We start from the raw sequence: 25,473 nt of genomic DNA on the forward strand, positions 1-25,473 counted from the left end.
GGCCAGTCCTGATCCGATTAAAGCAAGCCGCCCTGCTTGAGCAAATCGATCATATCCGCCTTGGGGCGCGGGCCGATATGGCCGATCACCTCACGGGCGCAGACATTGCCCATCTTGGCGCAGGTCTCATAGTCGCGCCCAGTGGCCATGCCAAACAGGAACCCGGCTGCGAATTGGTCGCCTGCGCCGGTGGCGTCGACGGGAACGATTTTTTCCACCGGAATGTCAAAGCGCTGACCTTCATTCAGCACAGTTACCCCGTCGCCTGACCGGGTGCAGACCACCAGAGGGCAGATATCGGCGGTTTTCGCCAGTGCATCCTCAAGATCGTCGGTTTCGAACAGGGATTTGATCTCGGCCTCGTTGCCGATCACAAAATCCAGTTCATTTTCGATCAGCAGTAGGAAATCGACCCGGTGCCGTTCAACACAGAACGGGTCAGAAATGGCGATCCCGGCCTTGCCGCCGCCCTTGTGGCAATCCCGTGCGGCCTGAAGGAACGCAGCTTTGCCTTTTTCCTTGTCGAACAAATAGCCTTCAAGGAACATGATCTGGCTGTTACCCGCGACCCCGGCTGACACATCCGCCGAGGAAAGCTCCGAGGAAATCCCCAGATAGGTGTTCATCGACCGTTCACCGTCGGGTGAGACAAAAATCATCGAGCGCGAGGTCGGAAGCTCTCCACCCGGTACGGGCGGGTTCACGAAATCCACACCGTCCTCGTGCATTGCCTCTGCGTAGAATCGTCCCAACGCATCATCATGTACGCGTCCGATAAAGGCTGCGCTCAGTCCCAGTGCGCCGGCACCGGCAATCGTGTTCGCAACGGATCCGCCCGGCGTTTGCACGCGGCCTTCCATAGCGGCGTAAAGAAGTTCACCCCGCTCCTGTTCTATCAGCTGCATGATGCCCTTCTCGATGCCCATCAGTTCCAGAAAACTGTCATCGGCCTGAGAGATCACGTCCACAACGGCGTTTCCAATACCGGTGAGCTGGTAGGTTTTCATAGGTTCTTGTCCTCGAATTGGCAGAGATCGCGGATGATACAGGTTCCGCACATAGGTTTGCGTGCTTTGCAGTGATACCGGCCATGCAAGATAAGCCAGTGATGTGCGTGCAGTTGGAAGTCGGTCGGGATGTTATCTTCGATTGCGCGTTCAACCGCATCCACATGTTTTCCCGGACAGATGCCTGTTCGGTTTCCGACACGGAAAATATGCGTATCCACGGCCTGCGCCGGATAGCGCCACCACATGTTCAACACCACATTGGCGGTCTTACGCCCGACGCCCGGCAGCGATTGCAACGCGGCGCGGGAATTGGGAACTTCGCCGTCATACTCTTCGACCAGAATACGGCTGAGCTTGATGACGTTCTTTGCCTTTTGGCGGAATAGACCGATGGTTTTGATATGCTCGATCAGGCCATCTTCGCCCAGGTCCAGCATCTTTTGCGGGGTGTCGGCGGTTTTGAAAAGGGCGCGCGTAGCCTTGTTGACGCCGACATCGGTGGCCTGTGCAGACAGCGCCACCGCTACGACCAGAGTATAGACATTCACATGCTCTAGCTCACCCTCAGGTTCCGGGTCAGCCTGCTGAAAGCGGGTAAAAATCTCTCGGATAGTGTGGTAATCAAGTTGCTTGGCCATGCGGCGACGTATGCACGTATTGCGGCGCAGGGCAAGCCGATGGCTCGGGTAACCACACAAGCAAGAATCTGCTTAGCGGATAGCTGTGGGTTTTGGATTACGTAGGGTAAGCCTGATTCGTGTTATTCTCGCGATGCGCAGCCAATTCTTATTTCAGCGCATTTTTCCCGCATTGGCGGATATTTTATTTAATTATTGAAAGGTTGATCCATGGCGAACCCAGATCTTGCCGCAAAAATGCAGTCCCGTTATCGGTCTGTTGAGCTGGCCCATCAAGGTGACGAAGACCTCGGCCCCCTGAAATTACTGCCCGGAGTTTGGAAGAACGGCGACAGCACGCGCGGACGTGGCTGGAACATGATCGCGCTTCCGTTTGCGACCGAGCCTGGCAGCCGTCTCAACTATCGTCTGCTGGTTAATCAATTCGAGGAAACGCTTCAATTCACGACCGTTGACAAAGCGGTTCCAAACCGCGGGATTGAGCGTCCGAACCCGGCCTCAGGAGACCCGACCATTAACACCGATCAGTTTGTCGTCACGCTGGACTATCAGCAGTCCATCGCGCAGCTCTCGGCTGAAGATCGCCCCGACAGCGGACTGGCGGGACCTGCCGATCTGGCCATCCATCACGAGCCCGGTCTGTTCCTGCATATGACCAATCTGACCACAAACGATCTGAACGTTGCACGTTTGGGAACGGTGCCACATGGCGACTCGTTGTTAGGTCTTGGAGAAGCGAGCGAGATCGATGGACCGCCAACGATTCCGGTGGTGGACGGGCTGCCCGAAGGGGCCACAAAGGACCTGAACAGCGGATATCTTTCGCCCTACAAACATTATCACGATAATCCGTTCAACGGCGTTGTGACCGCCCCGGGGTTCCCAGGCTTCGACCCTGTGCACCCGCATCTGTTGCTGGCAGCTGGAATACCGAACAATGTGAAAAAAACCACGATATTGCCGTTCAACACCGCGCTTGAGGATGCTGGGATCGTCAACATTCCGTTTGTTGTCAAACAAGCCAACGCGGCGGTGATGGATTCGATCTTTTGGATCATGGAACTGGACGAGCCGGGAATTGGCGGTGAACCCAAGCTGCTGATGATGTATCTGCAGAATGTCGGTCTGGATTTCTTCCCACGCTTTGACGGGAAGCCCGGTCTGATCCGCTGGCCGCATGTCAGCATCAACGTCATGGAAAAGGTTGCACCCCCGGAAGAGGCGGCACCCTATACCGTTATCCCGCAGGTCTGAGGGGCAGATAGCGCAAGAATCGGGTCGCACTCTGGTCGGTAACAGGCCATCTTCTGTCTATCGAAGGAGTGCGACCATGAATGTCCAGACCCCAGAAAGCGGCTATCATTATAATGTCATGCGCCGGGCGATTGACCTGATTGATCAGGGTGGAGAGGCCCTGAGTCTTGAGGAACTGGCACAGCAGATGGATATGAGCCCCGCGCATTTCCAGCGCCTGTTCTCACGTTGGACCGGGGTATCGCCCAAGCGGTATCAGCAATATCTGACGCTAGGCCATGCCAAGGCGTTGCTGCGCGAGCGATTCACGACACTGGAAACCGCTCTGAATGTTGGCCTGTCCGGCAGCGGTCGCCTGCATGATCTGTTCCTGAAATGGGAATCCATGAGCCCCGGCGAATATGCCCGTAGGGGTGCCGGTTTGACCATCTATTGGGGATGGTTTGAATGTCCTTTTGGTCCTGCTTTGGTGATGGGCACCGACAAGGGCATCTGCGGAATGGCCTTTGGGGCCGAAACCGGCGAAGAAAATGCCATGGCGGATATGTTGTCGCGTTGGCCCAATGCCAATTTCGTCGAGGACCCGATGCGCCTGCGGCCCTGGGCGCTCAGTGCATTTGGCGCGGTGAGCGACCGATTGGAACCAACTCCTCTGTATCTGATAGGCTCGCCCCTGCAGATCAAAGTGTGGGAAGCGCTGATGCATATCCCTTCGGGCCAGGTCACAACCTATTCCGAGATCGCGCAACGGGTGGGATCACCGCAAGCTGTGCGCGCCGTCGGGACGGCCGTGGGTCGAAACCCGGTCAGTTGGCTGATCCCTTGCCACCGCGCGCTGCGAAAATCCGGGGGGCTGGGTGGGTATCATTGGGGCCTGCCGGTGAAACGCGCCATGCTGGCCTATGAGGCGGCACAAGCAGACGCTTGATTTCTGATCAGAAAAAGCCATAGGGATCATCGAACAAAGTGATAGACCTGTCCCAAGGTTGCAGGACACCAATGCGATGATCCAGAAATTTGCCCTGTGGTCGATCCCGATTTCCATCGCGGTTCTGGCCTTGAAACTCTTGGCCTGGTGGTTGACGGGATCAGTCGCCTTGTTGTCCGATGCGATGGAATCCGTGGTCAATGTGGTCGCGGCCTTGCTGGCGTTCTTTGCGGTTTCGATCGGCGGCAAACCTCCTGACGATAATCACCCCTTTGGGCACAAGAAAGCCGAATACCTGTCTGCTGTTGTCGAAGGTGTGCTGATCGTGCTGGCGGCACTTCTAATCCTGCGAGAGGCCGTTGCCGCGCTGTCATCGTCGCATCTGGACCAGGCCCCGCTGACCGGGGTGGCTATCAATGTGCTGGCAACCGCTCTGAACGGTGCCTGGGCCTATATGTTGCTGCGGGTCGGGCGGCAGTACGCCTCTCCGGCGCTTGAGGCCAGCGCAAAGCATATCTTTACCGATGTGTTCACCTCGGTGGGCGTTGTCATCGGATTGGTTTTGGCCCTTGCCACCGGCTGGCTGATCCTGGACCCGATCCTGGCCATTCTGGTCGCCCTGAACATTCTGTGGGAGGGATGGAAGGTCATTCGCAAGTCGATTGACGGTCTGATGGACGTGTCCCTTACTGATCCCGAACTGGATGAAGTGCGGAGCATCATCGATGCAAATCTGGGCCGGGCGCTGGAATATCACGACCTGCGGGGCCGTCGATCCGCCAGCATGATCTTTGTCGAGTTCCATCTGGTCGTTGACGGTGGCATGAGCGTGGCGACGGCCCATGATATCTGTGACGATATCGAAGACGCTTTGACCGATCAGTTCCCCGGATCGGTTTTTGTGATTCATCTTGAGCCGGATTCAGAGTCTAAAGGGCCCGGCGCAGATAGCGCACGGGCCCCGAAAACAGGTTAGACGGCAGGTGGGTTACTCGGCAGCCCAGCCGCCGACGGCCTTGACCTCAAGGAAATCCTCCAGCCCCCAGACGCCGCCTTCGCGCCCGTTGCCGGATTGTTTCATGCCGCCGAACGGGGAACCCGCGCTGCGGGATTTGCCATTCATCTCGACCATACCCGACCGCAAAGCGCGGGCCATGCGGTTGGCACGGACGTTATCCTGCGTCTGGACATAGTTGGTCAGCCCATAAGGTGTGTCATTGGCGATTTCGATGGCCTCTTCCTCGGTATCGAAGGGGATCATGGTCAGAACCGGTCCAAAGATCTCTTCGCGGGCGATGGTCATCTGGTTGTTGACGTCGGCAAAGACCGTGGGCCGCACGTAATAGCCCTTGTTCAACCCTTCAGGCCTGCCAGTGCCACCAGCGACAAGGCGCGCGCCTTCGTCGATACCCTTTTGGATCAGGTCCTGAATCTTGCCCCATTGCAGCTCGTTCACAACCGGGCCGATATGGCGACCTTCTTCCATCGCCGGGCCAACGGTGACACCTTTGGCAACCTCAGCTGCGGTTTCCACCGCCGCGTCATAGATGGGACGCTGGACCAGCATCCGGCTAGGGGCGTTACAGCTTTGACCGGTGTTGTTCATCATGTGCAGCACGCCACGTTTGACGGCCTTTTCATCCGCATCGGCAAAGACCACATTTGCACCCTTGCCGCCCAGTTCCAAATGCACCTTCTTCAGTGTATCGGCTGCGGCTTTGGAAATCGCCGTGCCCGCGCGGGTGGATCCCGTAAAGCTGACCATATCCACATCGGGGTGCGTGGACAGCTGAGATCCGACGCCAACCCCGTCACCGTTGACAAGGTTGAAGACACCGGGCGGGAATCCGGCCTCATCCATCAGCTCAGCAAAGATCATCGCGTTCAGCGGGCTTTGCTCCGAGGGTTTCAGAACCATTGTGCAGCCCGCAATCGCAGCCGCACCGACCTTCAGCGTGACCTGGTTCATTGGCCAATTCCACGGTGTGATCAGGGCGGCGACACCGACGGCCTCATAGATGATTTGGTCGTTGGGAGCGTGATCGCCCAGCGGCCGCTCGAAAGGAAACGCTTTGGCAGCGCGGATGAAATTTGCCAGGTGCCAACTGCCTGCTCCGACTTGCTGGCTACGCGCCATGTCGATCGGGGCGCCCATCTCCAACGACATTGCCTGGGCCAGATCCTCGGACCGTTCGGCATAAAGCGCGATCAGCTTTTCGACCATCGCGATGCGGGTTTCCGCCGGGGTTTCCATCCAGCCGGGCAACGCCGCCTTGGCCGCTGCAACAGCTGCGTCCGTATCGGCCTGATCGCCCAGCGAAATCACGGCACATGGTTCTTCGGTCGAGGGGTTGATGACCTGAAAATCATGCGTAACCGATGGGGCAACCCACTGACCGTTGATGTAAAAATTGCGTTTCTCGATCATGGTGCATCCTCCTGACCATGCGACGGGGATTCTTGGTTCGGCGCCACTGTGTCAGGCCTTCAGGAAACCGGCAAGCGCGATTTGATCAAATGAGATTTTGAGGTCTGGCCTAGGGCTAAAGTGACTTGCTGACTGTTTAACATCGGCGCAAAGTGATTAGGTTCTGAACAACCAACTCGGTTTTGTAATTAGCAAAGGAGATGCTTCATGGGTTTGCGCATCAACGACACAGTCCCCAATTTCACTGCAGAAACGGATCAGGGCACCATTCAGTTCCACGACTGGATTGGGGATAGCTGGGCCATTCTGTTCTCGCACCCAAAGGATTTCACTCCTGTCTGCACCACCGAGTTTTCGGCCGTCGCGCAGCTAAGCGATGAGTGGGCCGCGCGCAACACCAAGGTCCTGGGCGTTTCGGTTGACGGCGTCGAAGACCACAAGAAGTGGAAAAAGGATATCGAGGCCTATGGCAACGCGCATCCCGGTTTTCCAATCATTGCCGATGATGGTCTGGCCGTTTCAAAGGCCTTCGACATGCTGCCCGCCGAGGCCTATTTGCCGGACGGGCGTACCCCGGCCGACAGCGCGACCGTGCGGTCGGTTTTTATCATCGGGCCGGACAAGCAACTGAAGCTTTCGATGACCTATCCTATGACTGTGGGACGTAACTTTGCCGAGATTTTGCGTGCACTGGACGGGTTGCAGATGTCGTCGAAAGGCGTGGCTACCCCGGCGAACTGGGTGCCTGGCGAAGACGTAATCATTCCGCCTGCTGTCTCAAACGACGACGCCAAAGCAAAGTTTGGCGAGTTCGAGACCATCTTCCCCTATCTGCGCAAGACCAAGGCGCCGTCGTAAGACGGCCCAGGTCAGGGGGGCTGTCTGCCCCCCAGCGCGCCTCGCGGCGCGATTCCCCCCGGAAGGTATTTTCAGCCAGATGAAGCAGGCGGGCGCTGCGGGTGCAGGTGCAGCTTGGCGCGGTAGGCTGCGCGCTTGAACTCTCGGGTTAATTTGTCTGACAGGGGCGGTTTTGTCTGAATGGTCGAGCCGCCGATTTCCTGGGCCACTTCCTGATTTCCGCTGCCTTGCAAGGCGTGAACCGGCTGGTCTGTCAGCCAGTGCATCTGCAAGAAGGTATCGACAGGGCGGTCGATTTGGTCGGTGGTCGCCAAAAGGCGTTCGGCGGCGTTTTTCCCCACCATCTGACATACGCATTGCAGGCCGATCACCTTGGGTAGGATCAGCCGCAGGCCGTCTTGTTCTGCCAGGACCTGTGCCGGTACTTCGCGCTGTTTTACGGGGATGCGGATATAGTGATCGGGGGTGGCGATTGAGGCCAGCAACCCAAGCGCCTTTTCCATTCGCGCCCGATCTATGCGCAGGTCATCCTCGGAGATGATGGCCAGGTCGATATCGTCCTCGACCAGCTTGCGCCAGATGCGTCGATGGCTTTCGAACACGCCGATTTCTGCGGGTCGCAAGGGGAATGGGTAATGCGGGCGGTGCAGATTTCCGGAATGCAGTTCGACACCGGAAATCTGGTCAGGGTCGCGGCCATTTACGGCCTCAAACAGTTCAGCATTGGGCAGGGCCGCGCAGAGCTGATCAGCATTGGGACGGCGCGCGGTGCTCGAGGACATATGGATGACAAAGGATCGCATACCCCGTGCATAGAACACCGCGTCAGGCGGGGAAAGAGCAACCGTGGATCAAGCCTGGCCCTGGTCGGCGGGTTCTGACGACGAGGACGTGTTGACCAGGGGTTCGGACAAAAGCTCTTCGACAAAAAAGCTGAGCAGTTGGAGCCGCCCTGAGACACCCGCCTTGCGGTAGATCGCAGCGCTTTGTGCCTTGATAGTCCCTTCTTTCGTCTGTCTCAGCTCGGCGATTTCTGCGATCGACAAACCCTTGATGGACAATATTGCAACATCGCGTTCCGCATTGCTGAGCTGCCACTGCGTGAATTGATTTTCGATGACCTGCGAAAACGCGCCCTGCGCCACGCCCAGTTGACGCTGCATGTCCTGCACGCGCAAGCCCTGAGCCCGGATCAGGGTGATTGTCGCCACCAAACCACCGATCAGAGCCAGGGACAGGAACAATTCGAACTGGTGCAAATGCCGAAACCCGGCAGTTTCGCCGCCAAACCAATCTAGCGCTGCATCGGTTAGGAAAAAGGTGGCGCAGACAGCCTGCACCACCAGAAGGAGCCAGAGTAAAGACGTCTGTGAAATCTTCATAGCGCTCCTTTAAGATTGTCTGGTCAGTCGTCGTCCTCTTCAAGCTCGATCGCGGTGACAACGCCATCGGTCTTGTTCAGGACCAGTTCAGTTTCCACGCCATCCTTGACGAGTTCAACCTCGATCTCGCCATCTTCGAATTCGATCTCTTCGATCTGGTATCCCTGCGCCTCGAGAGTGGTGCGGATATCGGTCTCGGTGGTGCCCAGCTTGTCCCCGACTGTCACGTTGGCAAAAGCCAGCACCGGGGTGGTCGCGATCAGTCCGGTCAGAGTCAGCATTTTGAAAGTCTCCATTTCGCATCTCCTAGATTTGTTGCGTCGATGTAGGAGACGTGGGTTCGCCTGGCCGGTGGTGCGATTGGATTTCGGTTGAATTGGGCGGAATTGGCCCAAGGTTTATGCTGACTGAACAAAAAAAAAGACCCCGGACAAAGCCGGGGTCTTTCGAGAAATCAGAGGGGCGAGCAGATTATTCTGCGCCTTCCTCTTTCTTTTCTTTCTTCTCAGGTGCGATCTCTTCGCCGGTTTCCTGATCGACGATTTTCATCGACAGGCGCACTTTGCCACGATCGTCAAAGCCCAGCAGCTTGACCTTCACTTCCTGGCCTTCCTTCAGAACGTCTGACGGATGGTTCAGGCGGCGGTTCTCGATCTGGGACACGTGGACCAGACCGTCACGCTTGCCAAAGAAGTTCACGAAGGCGCCGAAGTCGACGATCTTGACCACTTTACCGGTGTAGATCTGACCTTCTTCCGGCTCTGCGACGATCGAGTGGATCATCTCGTATGCCTTCTTGATCGATTCGCCATCGGGCGAGGCGATCTTGATCACGCCGTCATCGTTGATGTCGACCTTGGCACCAGAAACTTCGACGATTTCGCGGATGACTTTGCCGCCGGAACCGATCACTTCACGGATCTTGTCGGTGGGGATGTTCATGGTCTCGATGCGCGGTGCGTGGACCGAGAAATCATTGGTCTCGGACAGGGCTTTGCCCATCTCGCCCAGGATGTGCATCCGGCCGTCCTTGGCTTGCGCCAGGGCTTTCTCCATGATCTCGGGCGTGATGCCCGCAACCTTGATGTCCATCTGCAGAGAGGTGATGCCGTTTTCGGTACCCGCAACCTTGAAGTCCATGTCGCCCAGGTGGTCTTCGTCACCCAGAATGTCCGACAGGATCGCGTAATCGCCGTCATCTTCCAAGATCAGACCCATGGCAACACCGGCAACCGGTGCTTTCAGCGGAACGCCCGCATCCATCATCGACAGCGAACCGCCGCAAACAGACGCCATCGAGCTTGATCCGTTGGATTCGGTGATCTCCGACACGATGCGGATCGTGTAGGGGAAGTCGGTTGCCGCAGGCAGAACCGCCTGCAACGCACGCCATGCCAGTTTGCCGTGACCAATCTCACGACGTCCCGGAGGGCCCACGCGACCCGCTTCACCAACCGAATAAGGAGGGAAGTTGTAATGCAGCAGGAAGTTCGATTTGAAGTTGCCGTGCAGGGCGTCGATGAACTGCTCATCATCACCGGTGCCCAGCGTGGTTACAGCCAGCGCCTGTGTTTCACCACGGGTGAACAGGGCCGAGCCGTGTGTCCGCGGCAGCATCGAGGTTTCTGCAACGATCGAACGGATATCGGTGGTCGAACGACCGTCGATCCGCTTGCCGCCTTTGACGACGTCGCCGCGCAGGATGCCTGCTTCCAGCTTTTTCATCGCCGAGCCAAGGTTCGCGTCTTCCAGCTGTTCCTCGGTCAGGGCTTCCTTGATTGCGTCGCGGGCAGCGGAAACAGCAGCAGTGCGCTCTTGCTTGTCGGTGATCGCGAAGGCGGCGCGCATCTGTTCTTCACCGGCAGCCTTAACGGCGGCGGACAGCTCAGAATAATCGGGCGCCTGGAAATCAAACGGCTCTTTTGCCGCGTCTTCGGCCAGTGAAATGATCAGGTCGATCACCGGCTGAATCTGCTCGTGTGCAAATTTGACCGCACCCAGCATCTCGGCCTCGGACAGTTCGTAAGCCTCCGATTCAACCATCATCACGGCGTCTTTGGTGCCGGCAACAACCAGATCCAGACGCTGTTCAGGGTTCAGGCGCAGGTCCTGCATGTCGTCCACTGTCGGGTTCAGAATGTATTCGCCATCCTCGAAACCAACGCGGCAACCAGCAATCGGGCCTCTGAACGGTGCGCCGGAAATGGTCAGCGCGGCAGAGGCTGCGATCATCGCCACCATGTCAGGGTCGTTGACCAGATCGTGGCTCAGCACGGTGCACATCACCAGAACTTCGTTTTTGAAGCCGTCAACAAACAGCGGGCGGATCGGCCGGTCGATCAGACGCGCGGTCAGCGTCTCTTTTTCAGTCGGGCGCGCCTCGCGCTTGAAAAAGCCACCCGGAACTTTACCGGCGGCATAATATTTCTCTTGGTAGTGGACGGTCAGCGGGAAAAAGTCCTGACCGGGTTTTTGCTTCCGCGCAAAGGTCACGTTTGCCATCACGCTGGTCTCACCCAGCGTGGCAATCACACTGCCGTCCGCCTGACGGGCAACCTTGCCGGTTTCCAGTGTCAGCGTCTCTTCGCCCCACTGAATTGATTTCTTTGTTACATCAAACATTTGCGTATCCTAGAAGGGAGCACTCCCGCCCCTGCGGGTCTCCCGTTTGCGTGGCGGCCCCATTGCCGCCGACCCCACTTTATCTTCCATTCGAGTGCCGGGGTCAGAGCACAACGTCTCAGATGGACCGCCCATACAGCAGTTTGGGGGCTTTGGAAAGGCAGGAGTTCCGAGGAAGGGTAAGGGTATAAAGGGCGCATGCCCGATCCATCGAGGATCGGGCAGACGCGGCGATCCTACAGGATCGCGTGGGCCAGGATCATGACGATACCACAGCCCAGCGCATAGCCGGTGTCGACCGCAATGGCGAAGCCGCTTTTTTGCGCCCATGTCCCGACCGAGGCTGTCTGCGCCGCCACCGCAAGGATTGCAAGCAGGGCGACGCCCAGGCTATTGGTAGTCTCGGTCACCGCGATTACCGCAGCCAGCAGGATCAGGAACACGATCTGTGTGGCCATCGCGCCCAGTGGCGGGGTTTCGGGCGGCGTCGGGTCGATGCGGGTGCCTTCTGCCCAGCGTTTCTGAAAGCCCATAGGGCCGTAGACCAGCCAGCCCAACAAAAAGGCAGCGACCACCCCTGCACCGAGAGCCAGCCAGTTGATCATAGTGCCGTCTCCAGCGCCGCAAGGATAGCGGTCCAGCCGCCCTCGTGATTGTCCCGGCTTTCCTGCGAAGGAAAGCGGATGTGGTGCAGCCGCAGCTCGGTGCCCTTTTCGGTGGGTGTGAAATCCAGTGTGACCGTGGAATCGTCTTGGCTGTAGGGCGAATTCCAGGTGAATTGCAGACGGTTGGGGCGGTCGATGACCTTGTATTCGCCCTCATGCGGCAGATCGCCAGCCTCGGGCGCGCGCATGATGATTTTGAACCTGCCGCCGACCTTGGCGTCGGAATGCGCTTCGGGCACGGTCATGCCCGGTGCCGGCAGCATGAATTTTGCCAGCATCTCGGGGTTGAGCCAGGCATCAAACACCTTTTCGGGTGGATGTGGAATGGCGCGCGTTATTTCAAGTGACAGGTCCGTCATCTTCTGGGTCCTCCAAAGCAGTTTCCAAGGCGTCCAGCCGAAGCGCCCAAATCGAACGCAACCCGGCAAACCAAGAATCAACGGCTGATAAAGGAGCCATCTGAACCTCGATCAGATGTTCGCGCCATTCGGTCCGGCGCTGCACCAGCTCGGCGTTTTCCAGCACCTTGATGTGCTTGGAGACCGAGTTGAGGCTCATATCGAATTGCCGCGCTATGTCCGTCACCCGCAATGGTCCCTGCTGCGCAAGCATCGTCAGAATAGCGCGGCGGGTCGGGTCGGACGCGGCCTTCAATATTGCATTGAGGTCATATCGACTCTCTCGTTCAACCATTTGGATGAATTACAACCTTATTCTGCTTCAGTCAACCATTTGGGTGAATAACATGTTGAAACCCTGATTGACCAGTCGCCAAATGCACCCTGTTGGATAAGGGTTTGGCCCTGATCGGTACCGATGTGGCCGATTGCAGTCTGAATCAGGTAAACTTTGGGGAGGACTTGTGTGGCTAACGATGTTGGTGGAGCCACTGATTACGGGTGAGATCTGACCGTATTGACCCCGTCTCCAGCTTAAAGAAAAAGATCCATTCTATTATGATCGTGCAGAAAGCGGTTTTCATATATCCGGGATCAAAGCGGGTCTGGGCCTATTGCAACGAATCTTCTTTGCTACGCGGTTGGGGAGTCCCCAATTCTTCTTCTTTCAGTATGCCGCGGAGGATTGCGGCAGTTTCCACCTCGGACATTCTTTTTACGATGCCATCTGTGCCAGAGACCATTGTTGACTTTTTTTCTGATTTAGGAGCTTGGGAAAGGTTAGCTGCAAAAACGCGGTTCAAAACTGATTTTAGAGGCATTGTTAAACTCCAGTAAAATAGTCGTCAGACTCTGTCGCTGCGGGCCAGTCCGAACCACGAGGGTGGGAGGGCTCAAAGACCGATTGCCGTGAGTGTGTACCCGCAGCGACAGGCGGCATTTAGGAACCGACCGATCCTGTGCAAAGGGGGAAGATAATGGCCTTTCGCGTCTTTTTTTGACTCTCTGATAAAAAACACGACGTTGCTTACGTTTACGTCAACTTTCTAAACCAGCGCTGAGATTCTGCGACGCTACGTCACAATTTGACACCTGTTCATCACGGGCAAATTCAACTGTCCTGAAGGCAGAAAAGCGGCCGTCTTTAGGGGCGATTCTATCGTGCAAGCAGGCGGAACCGTGGCTCCCAATAAAAACGGGCGCGCCCATTGCGGGCGCGCCTTGAAAAGGGAGGACTATGAAAAACCTAACGCTCGAAAAAAAATAAGCGCCTACTCACTACAGTTCCTAGACTGCAGCGATTTGAGCAGCTTGTCGGTGAAGTGGATCACACGGCGCGAAAAAAGTTTCCATCGTCCGAGATGTTGTCGTGATCTGTCATCGAGAATGCAGCAAAAGGCTTTGCTTCAAGGTCGGAGAGAACCCCAAAACCAAATACGCCCGCCGAATGGCGAGCGTATCATGATCTATTGGCTTTTCAGCGCCTGTATCAAAAACAGCAGCGCGCGCTTAGCGGCGGATGCCCAGCTTTTTGATCAGGTCCTGGTACCGTGCTTCTTCTTTGCCCTTCAGATAGTCCAGCAGCTTACGGCGCTGGGCAACCATCTTCAGAAGACCACGGCGACCGTGGTTATCTTTCTTGTGGGTCTTGAAGTGCTCGGTCAGGGTGGTGATGCGCGAGGTCAGGATGGCAACCTGGACTTCTGGCGAACCGGTGTCGCCGTCCTTGGTTGCGAATTCTTTCATGACGCGATCTTTTTCAGCGGCAGTAATCGACATCGGGGTCTCCTTTGAAAAGGTTAGGGTTGATGGCACAGGCCGGGATGTCGTCCAGCGCAGGCCCATGGAGAAAACCGCATCGATTCCGACACGGATGCGCGCGTATAGGCGCATTTGCGGTCAATGGCAAAGGGATTCTGGAAATTCAGCCCAGCGCGCTGAGCTGCGCCAGATCGCCTGAGGATATCAGTTGGATGTCATCGGCGCTGACACCGTCTGCCCCGATCAGCTGCACCACGTTCTGCCCGTCGACAATTACATGGGTCAGGTTCTCGTCTTCGGTGTCTGTCTTGATCTGAATGTCCGGGTTTTCTTGACCTTCCCATGAGATCAGCAGCTTGTCTTGACCGGGCTGAAAATCCATGACGGTGACGGCGTCATCATCCGCTTCGGGCGAAACCACGATGTCATCGTCACCTTCGCCCCCGGTTACGATATCACCGCCTTCGGCAAGGATCGTATCATCCCCGGCGCCACCGTTCAGGAAATCCAGCGCGTTGGTGTCCTCTCCATCCTGACCGTCCAGAATATCGTCGCCATCACCGCCGAACAGCACGTCCTCGCCTTCGCCACCGCTCAACCGGTCATCACCATAGCCGCCATGCAGCGCATCATCGCCCTGACCACCGGTCAGAATGTCGTCGTCCTGCCCGCCATACAGCTCATCCGCGCCGATCCCGCCGTCCAGGTGATCCGCGCCGTAATGCCCATAAAGGACATCATCCCCCTCATCGCCGGAAATCTGATCGTCGCCCGCTTCGCCGTGAATGACATCCTGGCCAGTGCCGCCAAAGATCGTATCAGCGCCTCCTCCCCCATGCAGGGTGTCATCGCCTTCGCCACCATAAATCGTGTCATCCCCCGCATATCCATTGATCTGATCGTCGCCGTCCTGGCCGGTCAGGATGTCCAGATCCTCGGTACCCGCGATGATCATGTCGCCCTCGATTTCGGATATGATCGTCCCGGTCGAAATCTCGGGCGCTTCGGGTTCCTCGACATTCTCACCGACGTCAAGGAATTCGCCGGTTTCGACCGCAGGAGGCTGGTCGTCGACGACATCGTCCTCACCGGGATCTTCATCTATGTCAAAGACATCGCCGATGGCATAGGCGGCCCCGCCGACAGCTGCCAGACTCAGCAATCCGATCAGAAACATGACAACCTCCTTGAACGCATTGCTTCGAGGGTGAAATGTCTCATGCAATCAGGGCTTTGGTCAAAGCCTAGCTGAGCTTGTGGTTAACCCTTTGTCACCAGGGTTCGGGGTTTTGCGTGTAAGCGATATAGAGCGGATGCTTGGGGTGGCCGTCCTTGGTAAGCCCAAGGTGGTACATCGGCTGACCGGTGCCGCGCAGCAGGGTTTCGACGGCGGTGCCTCGATCCAAATGCGCGCCATGGGTGCCCCAGGCAGCGATGACCTGATCGGCCCAGTCCACGCCATTCAGAATGGCCATGTCATTCTCAGGCCCCACCGGATCGGCAGCGGCCCGCATCTTGCGTGGATCAGAATCGCGCCATGCAAAGATATTAGTGACCTGAAACGCGCCGAACCCCAGCGCGCGCGCCCGGCGTTCGCAGCGTTCAACCGTGGGATCGTTCTGCACCTCGGTCGCGGTGGACGGATTCAGCATCACAAACAGCGCCTTGCGCCCGGCCGGATCCCAGATGCGCGTCAGGCTATAGCGGTATCTCTCGCAATCTGAATAAACAGCGGTCGAGGGCGCGTCGCCCTTGGTATGTGTGCGCGTGATCATGGGTTTCGACTAGCACGCAGATTACGTGACGAACACCCGGCTGGGATGCAATTCGCCGGATTTATAGATGCCGACCGCCACCGCCTGACCATCCAGCGAGGCCCAGGCCTCATCCCCGTATTCCACATCGGACGCCAGAACCATACCAGGGTTGCCGTTACGCAGACGGGTCGCACCTTCGGGGGTGCATTTCAGTTCGGGCAGGTCCGATAGGCCAGTTTCCAGCGGGTGCAGGAAATCATCCAGCGCGGTGGTTTTGGCCATTTCGTCGATCTGTTCAATGCTCAGCCCGTCTTTGGTCTCGAATGGGCCGGACCAGATACGGCGCAGCTCGCGGACATGGCCGTAGCACCCCAGCGCGGCCCCCAGATCGCGGGCGATCGATCGGACATAACCACCCTTGCCGCAAGTCATTTCCAGCATGACGTGGTCGTCGTCGGGGCGGTCGACTAGAACCAGCTCTTCGACCCACAGAGGGCGCGCAGCCAGTTCCACATCCTCGCCATCGCGGGCCAGCTTATAGGCACGCTGCCCGTCGATCTTCACCGCCGAGAATTTCGGCGGGACTTGCATGATTTCACCGATAAAGGGGGCGAGGGCGTCTTTGATATCCTCATCCGAAGGGCGCGCATCGCTGCTTGCGATTACCTCGCCTTCGGCGTCATCGGTATTGGTGGCCTGACCCAGTCGCACGGTGAAGGTATAGGCCTTGAGTGCGTCGGTGATATAGGGAACGGTCTTGGTTGCCTCACCCAAAGCCACGGCCAGAACTCCGGTAGCCTCGGGGTCCAGCGTGCCCGCATGGCCCGCTTTTTTAGCGTCCATCGCCCAACGCACCTTGTTGACCACGGCGGTCGAGGTCATGCCTGCGGGCTTGTCCACCACCAGCCAACCGGAAATGTCGCGACCCTTGCGTTTGCGTCCCATTGTGCACCTTGTTCTTTGCTGAGGCGCGCGAGTTAGCGGATCGGTCGGGCCCTGTCAATTTCAGGGCGTGTCTTCGACCACACCAACAATCGGCCCCAGTGAAAACCCGACATCGGATCGATTATTCGCCCGGTCATACATACGTGAGATATTGCCATCAAAGAACAGCGCATTCGGGGTTTCCAGTACGTCGCGGAACAGGCTGCCGAATTGGTGGAAGGTTACGTAATCTTCGGAAATGGCAAACACCGCGCGGGTGCCATCACCGCTGGTGCCCACGCCATTGCGGACGTAAACCGACGTCGAATCAGGCAGGAACCTTGGGTGCAGCTCTCCGTCGATGACCAGCATCGGGCCGGATTGACTGGCAAAGCGGCATTCGGGGGCCTGTTCAATGAATTCGAGCGTTTCAAACACGTCGGCGCGGCCCTCGCGGATGCAGAACACGCCATTGGGCAGAAGGCCGAAGTTTCCGGGACCGGGGTTCGGGATCACACGCATCTGCTCCTGCCCGTCCTCGACATAATGGCCGACGGGCGAGCGGTCGTCGTGGTACATGCCTGCGTTCATCGCAAAGGCCAGACGCTTGCCAACGGGCTCCAGCGCCTCATTCACCGCCGAGAAATGCCCTAGCAGGTCGCCATTCTCGTCATTGAGGAACAAGCGCATGTCCTCATTCGCGGCATCCACCTCGCAGACAGTGTAGCGTTTGTCACTATGCGTGACCTTTTCGCATGTCACTGCCCCGGTTTGTGCCGCCCACAGGAAAGCGCCCAAAGTGACAAATGCCCGGATCACTCGTCGAGATCGCGGCGCACCGCGTCCTGATCGAACATGCGGCGGGTGTCATCCAAACGGTCGAATGTGTCATCCAGCCGGAATCGCAGATCGGGGGAGAATTTCAGCCCGACCTTTTTACCAACCATGCGCCGCAGCTCGTGTTTGTTGCGGGCCAGCAGTTCGATTACATCCTCCTGCCCTTTGCCGCCCAGGGGCAGCACAAAGGCGGTGGCGATCTTCAGATCGGGCGAGGTGCGCACCTCACCCACGGTGATTGACATGCGATTCAGGTCGGGATCGTGGACATCTCCGCGCGCCAGAACCTCGGACAGGGTGCGGCGGATCAGTTCGCCGACACGCAGCTGTCGTTGGGACGGGCCGGGGCCATCGTGGAATTTGTTCTTAGCCATATCCCCGATCTAAGCGCAAAGCGGGGCTTTGCCAAGCGGGTGCGAACCGGGTAGGAGGCTTTGAGCCAATCAATGCAAAGGGACCAGCACAATGACCCATATTCCGGGGATCGTCATCACAGGGGCTTCGGGCCGTATGGGGCAGATGCTGATCAAGACCGTGACCGACAGCGATCAGGCGCGTCTGGTCGGCGTGGTCGAGCGCGCGGGACATGACTGGGTTGGTCAGGATGTGGGTGTGGCCATGGGCGGTGCCGCGCTGGGCGTCACCGTGACCGATGATCCGCTGGAGGCCTTTGCCCAGGCGCAGGCCGTGATTGATTTCACCGCACCCGAGGCGACGCTGGAATTCGCCGCGTTGGCGGCGCAGGCGCGCTGTGTGCATGTGATCGGCACTACCGGGATGAGTGACGAGCAGATTGCCGCTCTGGAGCCGGCCTCACGTCATGCGGTGATCGTGCGGGCGGGAAATATGAGCCTGGGTGTGAACCTGCTGGTACAGCTGACCAAAAAGGTCGCTGCCGCGTTGGATGAAGATTTCGATATTGAGGTGATCGAAGGGCATCACCACCACAAGGTCGATGCGCCCTCGGGCACCGCGCTGATGCTGGGCGAGGCCGCTGCCGAAGGGCGTGGTGTAGATCTGGCTGAGGTGTCCGATCGGGGCCGCGATGGTATGACCGGCGCGCGCAAGCGGGGCGATATCGGGTTCCATGCCATTAGGGGTGGTGACATCGTGGGCGAACACGACGTGCTATTCGCAGCACCGGGCGAACGCATCGTGCTGCGCCACCTGGCCACTGACCGCGCCATTTTCGCGCGCGGCGCCCTGAAAGCCGCACTTTGGGGGCAGGGTAAAGCGCCTGGCCAATATGACATGGTGGACGTTCTGGGGCTTTGACACCGCCCGGGAGCCGACAGACCGACTACAACTCTCGGACCTTATCTGCGCGCAAAGGGCAGGCGAGATAGACGCCGAATTCTTTGCCGATATCCGCACTGACCCGCGCGTGAACCTTGCCCTGCCGATCCAGAAAACGCTGATTGTCCTCGACCGGGAATATCCCCTCGTGCCAGATGCCAGGATGGATATACAGCCCGCGTGACCCATCACACCAAAAGGCCACCACCTTTTCCGGTGTCAGATTGTCGCCCGGCAATGCGGCAGGGATGATGTAAGGCTTGTTGTCGATCGGCCAGAACATCTGTCCGCCATCGGGGTGATAGTTCATGTGCCAAAGCAGAACCTGATCGCGCGGAGCAGTTTGCCGGTTGGCGTTGGCCTGTTGCGGATCAGTGGACCAGCCGAGGACATAGTGACCGTTGACCGCTTCGTTCTCGCCGTAAAGGACGTCCCCTTTCCACTCACCATGAAATGTGCCTTCGACCCAACCGGCTTCATCGCCGGTGCCTTCGTCGATGGGCCGCCAGCCTTGCTGTGGCCAACGGACGATTTCAATTTCGAATTCTTCGGGGTCGTCGACCAGACAGCCATAGCCCTTGACCGACTTGTCTGTAGCACGGATCAAGGGGACCTCGTGCCAAGGCAGGGATGGTTTGGTGTTGGCCTCAAAAATGTATTCTGGGGCGTTCATGTGAGCTCCTGATATTTTTCGACCATTCGCTGCACCATCGGCGCAAAATGGTTGAAATCGGGGGTTTCCATGTCTGCACGTTTACCTGCTTCGTCCAGATAACGCACCTGAATGATCTCTTTCAGGTTCGGGTTCTGCTCGAATTCGGCAACTTCTCTGGCACTCATCGGCCCGCCTTGCAGTTCCAGTGTATGAACCGAAGCCGTGGACAGGCGGTTGAAATATTCGGGCTTGGTAGCGCAAAGATACCGTTTGGCCGCCACGTGATAGCGGCAGCAATCGGTGATAACAGACGGAAAGAACTGTTCCAGCACCTCGGCGCCTGCATCTTCGTGATGGCGGTCTTCGGTGTCGTCGGGGTGGTACGTGCCGAATTCGGATGTGAAATGACCGATATCGTGCAGCAATGCCCCTACGATGATCTCTTCGGGCATGCCGTTCTGTTCGGCAATGGTCGCGCCCTGCAGCATGTGTTCTGCCATGGTGACGGGTTCGCCCAGATATTCCTCGCCTCCGCGGCGGTCAAAGATATCCCCGATGAAGGCCACGATATTGTCGGGGGTCAGGGTCGAGAAATCAGGTTTCATTCCGCGGCCTCCAGTGTCGCCAGTTCCATCGCCGCCAGCGTTGACAGTAAGCCGTCCTTGTCGGCATAGCAGCCTTGCAACCACCGCGACCCGGCGCCGGAATAGCCCAGACGCGCGTGCAGGACGCGGGTGTTGTCAACGATGAAGCTTTCGCCCGGCTCCAGCTTGAACGACACGCCCATGGCCGGATCGTCGATTATCTCACCCAACTGGCGATAGGCGGCGTAATAGGCCTCCATCAGATCGAAGGGGATGTCCACAAACGGAGCCGACGAGCGGTTGTTAAAGCGGATACCGATCAACTCGCCGTCGGGCGATAGCTCAATCATTGGGCGGCGCGACCGCAGGCAGACCCCGTCCGAGCCCTTGTATTCGAACCGCGCCGGGAAACCTGCCAACAGGGCAAATCCATCGGGGTCCTGATCGCGCAGTTTTTCCGCCGCCCGGAACCCGTCCACAACAATGGAATCGCCACCCTCGGCGCTGTTTTCCAGGCAGTACAGGATCTGCAATGTTGGTACCGGGTCGCGATAGGGGTTGTCCGTGTGCGCCTGAAGGCCAAGCCCTGTAAAGGCCAGGTTGGTCGGGTTCACTTCGGTTCGAACCTCGAAATAGGGGCCATAGTTGGTCTGACGGACGTATCCGAACAGATCAGCCACCTTCAACAGGGATTCCGGTTCGGTCGGGCCACTGGTCAGTTTGGCAAACCCGTATTCGGCGACCATTGCCAGCCAGCCACGCTTGGCTGCGGGTTTGGCGTGGACGTCGCTCCAGTCGGCGCTGGGCGCGTCGAGCCCTTGCTCCCAGGTGGTGATCCCGGGCGCGGTGCGGCCAAAGTTGCGGCTGTCCTCTTGGTCATAGCTATGCGCAGCCAGCCAATCGGCGGGGAAAGTGACAGTCTTGTTTTCGGGTTGAAATGTGACGGTGAGGTCGCCGTTGGCCACTGAGGCAGCGCTGACCATGGTATCGGCGGGGATATCGCCAATGGTGATCAGGCGCTGTCCGTTGCCCGGTGCCCGTGTGTCAGGATCAAGCGCGTTGTCGCGTAGCCAGATGGCGTGAAAGCGGGCACTTGGGCCTGTATCGAATTCCACGGTGACGATTGACGGAGTATGGGTGGCAGAGCGCAGCATGGGGTTTCTCCTGTTCGCGCGGGGCTTTGCTTGAGGATATACGCCCCCTATGGCATTACGACAATTAATCCTTGTTGCTGCTGAGGCCTGGAAAATCTTATGGATAAAAAGAAGATCGGCTTGCCCCCGCTGGACTGGTTGCGCGTATTCGAAGCGGCGGGGCGGTTGGGTGGATTCTCGGCAGCGGCGCGCGAGTTCGGTCTAACGCAGGCTGCCGTCAGTCAGCGCATCGGCAACCTTGAGGCCTGGTTGGGCCGCACGCTGTTTGTGCGCGAGGCGCGCGGTGTATCGCTGACCGTCGAGGGCGAAAGCTATCTGCCGCTGGTTCAGGACAGCTTGCAGGCGCTCGAGCGCAATACCGAAGACCTTTTCGGAAAATCCCCGCGCGAATTACGGGTGGCTGGCCTGTCGTCCCATATCAAAGCCCTCGTCATACCCGCTCTTGCACGTTTTCACGACCTGCGCCCCAAAGTTCGGGTGCTGACAGATTCTGTGGCGCGACGGTCTTCGCTGGATGAAGAGAGGACTTGGCTTCAAATCCGCTATGGGCGTGGGGCGTGGCCCGGGCGCGATGCCGAACTGATTGCGGCCGAAGTGCTGGTGCCGATGGCAGCGCCGGGTGTGGATTGGTCCGCGCCCTTGATTGATCTGCGCGGTGAAAGGCCCGGCTGGCGTGATTGGGCGAAAAACACCACTCAGACCGACCTGCCGCCCTCGAAAATGAGCTTCGATTCGATGGAACATGCGATTTCGGCGGCTCGGCAGGGTTTGGGCGTTGTGTTGGGATCCATGCCCTTGGCGCAATCGGACTTGCGAGCGGGGCGGTTGCGTCGAATGGATTTGCCCGAATTGAACGCTAAAGATGGCTATTGGCTGACCTGGCCCGAAGAGCGTGCGAAATCCAATAAGCAACGGGCGCTCATCGCGGATTTTCTGCAGGCCCTGCGCGGGGATTGATCAGAAATCTATCGCGATGCCTTTCTTTTCCCAATCGCCATAACGTGCAGGATCGGGGCCGTCGCGTCCGCCAAGCTCTTTGGGTTGCGCTTTTGCGTCGGCTTCGGCCTTGCGGCGGCGGTCCTCCGCCTCGGCCAGCGCGCGTTGTGCGGCAGGCGGCAGGTCTTTGGGCTCGTCACTCATGACATCGGGTTCCTTTCAGTGCATTGGCTTGATATACGCCCCCGTCCGCCCTTGGCAATGCGGACGAGGGTCACATCAAAGGCGATTCAATGTCCGATAACGCAACGGCCGCGCGACGCAGCGCAATCTACCTTCTGGATCAGATCTTGGGTGAGGGGCGGCTGATGTCAGAATGTCTGGCTGCAGGTGCGCTGGAGCGATTGGCACCAGAAGACCGGGCGCGGGCACAGCGGCTGGCGTTGCAAACGCTGCGTGGGCTCGAACGCGCCGACCGTCTGTTGGACAATCACCTGAACCGCACCCCCGCCCTGACCGTGCATAATGCCCTGCGTCTGGGAGCGGTTGAGCTGTGCCATGGCGAGGCAGCGCATGGCGTCGTAAATTCCATGGTTGAGATTGTCGGTCGCTCGCGCAAGCATGGGCGGCTCAAGGGGTTGGTGAACGCGGTTCTGCGCAAGGTCGCGGCGGAAGGGCCAGAGGCTTGGCCGAAAATGCGCGTGCCGCGCCTGCCCGAGTGGCTGCGCGATCCGTTGATCATGGCCTGGGGTGCCGAGGCCGTGACCGGCATGGAACTGGCGCATTTCGAGGGCGCGCCGCTGGATCTTTCGGTCAAGCCGGGGGCCACGGCGCCGGGTGAGGAACTGCCGACCGGATCAATGCGGATAAAGGATGCCGGGCAGGTTTCGGCCCTGCCGGGATATGATCGCGGCGATTGGTGGGTTCAGGATGCCGCCGCCGCACTGCCTGTCCGAGTTCTGGCGCCTAAGCCCGGAGAGAAAATTCTGGACCTTTGCGCTGCGCCCGGTGGCAAGTCGTTGCAGCTGGCGGTTGCGGGGGCCGATGTGACTGCGCTGGATATCTCGGAATCGCGTCTGGAACGAGTGCGCGAGAACCTGACGCGGACGGGCCTGATGGCTACGGTCATCGCGGCTGACGCGCTGGAACACCAGGGTCAGTATGACGCTATCCTGCTGGATGCGCCCTGTTCCGCCACCGGCACGATCCGCCGCCATCCTGATCTGCCCTTTGCCAAGGACGGGTCAGAATTCGGCGCGCTGATCGAGCTGCAAACGCAGATGCTTGCTCATGCCTGGACCCTTCTGAAACCGGGCGGGCGGTTGGTGTACTGCACCTGCTCGTTACTGCCCGATGAAGGCGAGGTGCAGGTTGAAGAGGCGCTGCAGATGTATCCGGGCATGCAGGTGGACCGGGCCGCTTTGCAGGTCGCAGGGATCGAAACCAGCTGGATCACGGAAGAGGGCGGTTTGCGTCTGCGGCCTGACTATTGGCCGGGCACGGGCGGCATGGACGGGTTCTATATCGCCTGTCTGACGAAATCGACCTAAAGGCACGCTTTTCGATGACTTGACGATTGCTCCGGTCTATCGTTGGGTCTCAGGCGCCAGCAGAGCGCAAGGGGCAGAGTAACAAGCGTCATGTCAAATTCGGACACCATGGCAAACCGATGGTCGCGGTTTCAGAACCGGCTTTATGCGCGGCTCAGCCAGCGGCGCAAAGCCGTCACCGGATTTGTCGGTGATCCCGAACCACGTACGGTTGGATCATTTGCGCGCGGGCGTCAGTTGGTGGCTGGGAACCTGCTGTTCTCGGGCTATCTGGTTGAGGCGCAGGATACAGGCTTATGGGATGTCACCGCGCCCAGCACCGGATTCGACGATGAACGCCACGGTTTTGCCTGGCTGGATGATCTGGCGGCTGTTGGCGACATCCGGGCGCGCGAAAAGGCGCAACGCTGGGTCTGGGGCTGGATCGAAGCACATGGGCGCGGGCACGGGCCCGGTTGGGCACCTGATCTGACAGGCCGGCGAGTGATGCGTTGGATCAATCACGCGATCTTTTTGCTGCGCGGTGTGGATGAGCAACAAAGCAAGGTCTTTTTCAGTTCGCTATCTCAGCAGGCCTGGTTCCTGTCGAAACGCTGGCATGCTGCGACGCCTGGCCTGCCCCGGTTCGAGGCGCTAGCCGGTCTGGTGCAGGCTGGTTTGGCTTTGGAAGGGCTTGAGCAGATGGCAGAGCCCGCCCTGCGCGCTCTGGCGCGGGAATGTGACAGTCAGATAGATCAAAAAGGTGGTATCTCCACGCGCAACCCCGAGGAGCTGCTGGAAGTCTTCACGCTGCTCGCCTGGACATCGGCAGCACTTAGCGATTTGGGGCGGGGTACACCTGGGGCGCAGGCGAATGCGATTAAACGGATGGCCCCGACCATGCGTAATCTGCGTCATTCGGATGGTGCACTGGCCCGTTTCCACGGGGGCGGGCGCGGGGTCGAGGGTCGTCTGGATCAGGCTCTGGCGCAAAGCGGCGTCAGACCGCAAAGCGAGAACGGCCTGTCCATGGGATTTGCCCGTCTCTATGCGGCACGGACCAGTGTGATAATTGACGCCAGTTCGCCGCCCAAAGGGGATGCGTCATATAACGCACATGCGTCGACCTTGGCGTTCGAGCTGACCTCGGGCCGCCGACCTCTGATTGTGAATTGTGGGTCTGGGGAAACCTTTGGGTTGGAATGGCGTCGGGCCGGGCGCGCCACGCCGTCGCATTCGACACTTTGTCTTGACGGCTTTTCAAGTGCGCGTCTGACCTCAGCTGTTCCTGGTACGGAACGTGAAGGGCTGGTCGACGCGCCAAAGGATGTTCCGGTCGAGTTCGAAGACGCGTTCGAGGGAACCCGGTTTATGGCCGGGCATGATGGCTATACCAAAGTGTTCGGCCTGACCCATGCCCGAACGTTCGAGCTGCGCTTTGACGGGCGGGAGCTGACCGGCGAAGATATTCTGCTTACCACAAGTGACAGGGCCAAGCGGCAATTTGACAAGGCGCTGGATGCGTCGAGCCTGACTGGTATCGGCTTTGACATACGGTTCCATCTGCATCCGGACGTGGATGCGGCGATAGATTTGGGCGGTGCGGCAGTGTCCATGGCGCTCAAAAGCGGTGAGATTTGGGTGTTCCGCCATGATGGTGTGGGGAAATTGTCAATCGAGCCAAGTGTTTATCTTGAAAAGGGCCGTTTGAAGCCACGCGCGACAAAACAGATCGTTCTATCTGGCCGCGCAATGGAGTATGCGACGCGCATCCGGTGGACGTTGAGCAAGGCGCAGGATACAGCCTTTGCCGTGCGCGACTTGCACCGGGACGAGCCCGAGTTTGACTGACGCCAA

29 protein-coding genes are annotated in these 25,473 nt (G+C 58.6%); 8 read left to right on the forward strand and 21 right to left on the reverse strand.

Annotation, left to right across the window (positions count from 1 at the left end; genetic code table 11):
• Positions 1-17: 17 nt before the first annotated feature.
• Together AC2FFF_RS18015 and nth are read right to left on the reverse strand one after the other, a co-directional pair.
• Positions 18-1,007: an adenosine kinase gene (locus AC2FFF_RS18015; protein ID WP_281973790.1), complete on the reverse strand. Its 990-nt coding sequence runs from the start codon at positions 1,005-1,007 to the stop codon at positions 18-20.
• The gene (nth, locus tag AC2FFF_RS18020; RefSeq protein ID WP_271952085.1) at positions 1,004-1,648 is read right to left on the reverse strand and encodes an endonuclease III; all 645 of its coding nucleotides are present in this window, start codon (positions 1,646-1,648) and stop codon (positions 1,004-1,006) included. Before nth ends, AC2FFF_RS18015 begins: the two co-directional genes overlap by 4 nt.
• A 237-nt stretch (positions 1,649-1,885) precedes the next feature.
• On the opposite strand from nth, the gene AC2FFF_RS18025 reads away from it, so the two are divergent.
• The 3 genes from AC2FFF_RS18025 (at position 1,886) to AC2FFF_RS18035 (ending at position 4,806) form a co-directional block, all read left to right on the forward strand.
• On the forward strand, positions 1,886-2,902 hold the full coding sequence (locus AC2FFF_RS18025; protein ID WP_281973789.1) for a heme-binding protein: 1,017 nt from the start codon (positions 1,886-1,888) through the stop codon (positions 2,900-2,902).
• 76 nt (positions 2,903-2,978) lie between these two features.
• On the forward strand, positions 2,979-3,830 hold the full coding sequence (locus AC2FFF_RS18030; protein ID WP_281973788.1) for a bifunctional helix-turn-helix domain-containing protein/methylated-DNA--[protein]-cysteine S-methyltransferase: 852 nt from the start codon (positions 2,979-2,981) through the stop codon (positions 3,828-3,830).
• A gap of 76 nt (positions 3,831-3,906) precedes the next feature.
• Positions 3,907-4,806, forward strand: a complete 900-nt coding sequence (locus AC2FFF_RS18035; RefSeq protein WP_142639994.1) for a cation diffusion facilitator family transporter — start codon at positions 3,907-3,909, stop codon at positions 4,804-4,806.
• Between the two features lie 12 nt (positions 4,807-4,818).
• Here the strand turns inward: AC2FFF_RS18035 and AC2FFF_RS18040 are convergent, their stop codons facing one another.
• Positions 4,819-6,258, reverse strand: coding sequence for an aldehyde dehydrogenase family protein (locus AC2FFF_RS18040; RefSeq protein ID WP_281973787.1), 1,440 nt, complete (start codon positions 6,256-6,258; stop codon positions 4,819-4,821).
• Between the two features lie 207 nt (positions 6,259-6,465).
• Between AC2FFF_RS18040 and AC2FFF_RS18045 the strand changes: the two genes are divergently transcribed.
• Entirely contained in the window at positions 6,466-7,116 is a 651-nt protein-coding gene (locus AC2FFF_RS18045; protein ID WP_142639998.1) for a peroxiredoxin, read from the forward strand.
• 71 nt (positions 7,117-7,187) lie between these two features.
• Here AC2FFF_RS18045 and AC2FFF_RS18050 read toward each other — a convergent pair whose 3' ends face one another.
• The 14 genes from AC2FFF_RS18050 to rbfA all read right to left on the reverse strand — a co-directional run bounded on the left by AC2FFF_RS18050 (position 7,188) and on the right by rbfA (position 17,836).
• Positions 7,188-7,919 (reverse strand): glycosyltransferase family 25 protein, encoded by a 732-nt coding sequence (locus tag AC2FFF_RS18050; RefSeq protein WP_281973786.1) that lies wholly within the window; start codon positions 7,917-7,919, stop codon positions 7,188-7,190.
• 48 nt (positions 7,920-7,967) lie between these two features.
• A complete protein-coding gene (locus AC2FFF_RS18055; RefSeq protein ID WP_281973785.1) occupies positions 7,968-8,498 on the reverse strand; it encodes a helix-turn-helix transcriptional regulator in 531 nt (176 codons plus the stop codon).
• 23 nt (positions 8,499-8,521) lie between these two features.
• Entirely contained in the window at positions 8,522-8,794 is a 273-nt protein-coding gene (locus AC2FFF_RS18060; protein WP_281973784.1) for a PepSY domain-containing protein, read from the reverse strand.
• Between the two features lie 175 nt (positions 8,795-8,969).
• On the reverse strand, positions 8,970-11,120 hold the full coding sequence (pnp, locus tag AC2FFF_RS18065) for a polyribonucleotide nucleotidyltransferase (protein WP_281973783.1): 2,151 nt from the start codon (positions 11,118-11,120) through the stop codon (positions 8,970-8,972).
• A gap of 236 nt (positions 11,121-11,356) precedes the next feature.
• Complete coding sequence (locus AC2FFF_RS18070) at positions 11,357-11,725, reverse strand: DUF1761 family protein (protein WP_142640007.1); 369 nt, start codon at positions 11,723-11,725, stop codon at positions 11,357-11,359.
• The gene (locus AC2FFF_RS18075; RefSeq protein ID WP_281973782.1) at positions 11,722-12,144 is read right to left on the reverse strand and encodes an SRPBCC family protein; all 423 of its coding nucleotides are present in this window, start codon (positions 12,142-12,144) and stop codon (positions 11,722-11,724) included. Before AC2FFF_RS18075 ends, AC2FFF_RS18070 begins: the two co-directional genes overlap by 4 nt.
• Positions 12,125-12,478 carry an ArsR/SmtB family transcription factor gene (locus tag AC2FFF_RS18080; RefSeq protein ID WP_142640011.1) on the reverse strand — a complete coding sequence of 118 codons (354 nt, stop codon included), beginning with the start codon at positions 12,476-12,478 and terminating at the stop codon, positions 12,125-12,127. The genes AC2FFF_RS18075 and AC2FFF_RS18080 overlap by 20 nt, the downstream gene beginning before the upstream one ends.
• A 316-nt stretch (positions 12,479-12,794) precedes the next feature.
• Positions 12,795-13,004: a hypothetical protein gene (locus AC2FFF_RS18085; RefSeq protein WP_281973781.1), complete on the reverse strand. Its 210-nt coding sequence runs from the start codon at positions 13,002-13,004 to the stop codon at positions 12,795-12,797.
• 688 nt (positions 13,005-13,692) lie between these two features.
• A complete protein-coding gene (rpsO, locus tag AC2FFF_RS18090) occupies positions 13,693-13,962 on the reverse strand; it encodes a 30S ribosomal protein S15 (RefSeq protein ID WP_142640015.1) in 270 nt (89 codons plus the stop codon).
• 145 nt (positions 13,963-14,107) lie between these two features.
• Positions 14,108-15,121, reverse strand: coding sequence for a calcium-binding protein (locus AC2FFF_RS18095; RefSeq protein WP_281973780.1), 1,014 nt, complete (start codon positions 15,119-15,121; stop codon positions 14,108-14,110).
• Between the two features lie 94 nt (positions 15,122-15,215).
• Complete coding sequence (locus AC2FFF_RS18100; protein ID WP_281973779.1) at positions 15,216-15,719, reverse strand: DUF1643 domain-containing protein; 504 nt, start codon at positions 15,717-15,719, stop codon at positions 15,216-15,218.
• A gap of 21 nt (positions 15,720-15,740) precedes the next feature.
• Positions 15,741-16,646: a tRNA pseudouridine(55) synthase TruB gene (gene truB / locus AC2FFF_RS18105; protein WP_142640021.1), complete on the reverse strand. Its 906-nt coding sequence runs from the start codon at positions 16,644-16,646 to the stop codon at positions 15,741-15,743.
• Between the two features lie 60 nt (positions 16,647-16,706).
• Positions 16,707-17,444 carry a phosphodiester glycosidase family protein gene (locus tag AC2FFF_RS18110; protein WP_281973778.1) on the reverse strand — a complete coding sequence of 246 codons (738 nt, stop codon included), beginning with the start codon at positions 17,442-17,444 and terminating at the stop codon, positions 16,707-16,709.
• Entirely contained in the window at positions 17,441-17,836 is a 396-nt protein-coding gene (rbfA, locus tag AC2FFF_RS18115) for a 30S ribosome-binding factor RbfA (RefSeq protein ID WP_142640024.1), read from the reverse strand. The genes AC2FFF_RS18110 and rbfA overlap by 4 nt, the downstream gene beginning before the upstream one ends.
• Before the next feature lie 91 nt (positions 17,837-17,927).
• On the opposite strand from rbfA, the gene dapB reads away from it, so the two are divergent.
• The gene (dapB, locus tag AC2FFF_RS18120; RefSeq protein WP_271952118.1) at positions 17,928-18,737 is read left to right on the forward strand and encodes a 4-hydroxy-tetrahydrodipicolinate reductase; all 810 of its coding nucleotides are present in this window, start codon (positions 17,928-17,930) and stop codon (positions 18,735-18,737) included.
• 25 nt (positions 18,738-18,762) lie between these two features.
• Here dapB and AC2FFF_RS18125 read toward each other — a convergent pair whose 3' ends face one another.
• Genes AC2FFF_RS18125 through tmpA form a run of 3 tightly spaced genes read right to left on the reverse strand, consistent with a single transcriptional unit; the run spans position 18,763 to position 21,151 of the window.
• Positions 18,763-19,431, reverse strand: a complete 669-nt coding sequence (locus AC2FFF_RS18125) for an ureidoglycolate lyase (protein ID WP_142640028.1) — start codon at positions 19,429-19,431, stop codon at positions 18,763-18,765.
• Positions 19,428-20,018 (reverse strand): (R)-1-hydroxy-2-trimethylaminoethylphosphonate oxygenase, encoded by a 591-nt coding sequence (tmpB, locus tag AC2FFF_RS18130; RefSeq protein WP_142640030.1) that lies wholly within the window; start codon positions 20,016-20,018, stop codon positions 19,428-19,430. The genes AC2FFF_RS18125 and tmpB overlap by 4 nt, the downstream gene beginning before the upstream one ends.
• Positions 20,015-21,151, reverse strand: a complete 1,137-nt coding sequence (gene tmpA / locus AC2FFF_RS18135; RefSeq protein ID WP_142640032.1) for a 2-trimethylaminoethylphosphonate dioxygenase — start codon at positions 21,149-21,151, stop codon at positions 20,015-20,017. Before tmpA ends, tmpB begins: the two co-directional genes overlap by 4 nt.
• 99 nt (positions 21,152-21,250) lie before the next feature.
• Between tmpA and AC2FFF_RS18140 the strand changes: the two genes are divergently transcribed.
• Positions 21,251-22,108, forward strand: a complete 858-nt coding sequence (locus AC2FFF_RS18140; protein ID WP_142640034.1) for a LysR family transcriptional regulator — start codon at positions 21,251-21,253, stop codon at positions 22,106-22,108.
• Here the strand turns inward: AC2FFF_RS18140 and AC2FFF_RS18145 are convergent, their stop codons facing one another.
• Positions 22,109-22,291, reverse strand: a complete 183-nt coding sequence (locus AC2FFF_RS18145) for a DUF1674 domain-containing protein (protein ID WP_281973774.1) — start codon at positions 22,289-22,291, stop codon at positions 22,109-22,111.
• Positions 22,292-22,380: 89 nt separating this feature from the next.
• On the opposite strand from AC2FFF_RS18145, the gene AC2FFF_RS18150 reads away from it, so the two are divergent.
• Complete coding sequence (locus AC2FFF_RS18150) at positions 22,381-23,637, forward strand: RsmB/NOP family class I SAM-dependent RNA methyltransferase (RefSeq protein WP_282022383.1); 1,257 nt, start codon at positions 22,381-22,383, stop codon at positions 23,635-23,637.
• Between the two features lie 90 nt (positions 23,638-23,727).
• Positions 23,728-25,467: a heparinase II/III family protein gene (locus tag AC2FFF_RS18155; protein ID WP_281973772.1), complete on the forward strand. Its 1,740-nt coding sequence runs from the start codon at positions 23,728-23,730 to the stop codon at positions 25,465-25,467.
• Positions 25,468-25,473: the final 6 nt, after the last annotated feature.

The sequence above is a fragment of the Ruegeria sp. YTSA226 genome (assembly GCF_059609905.1).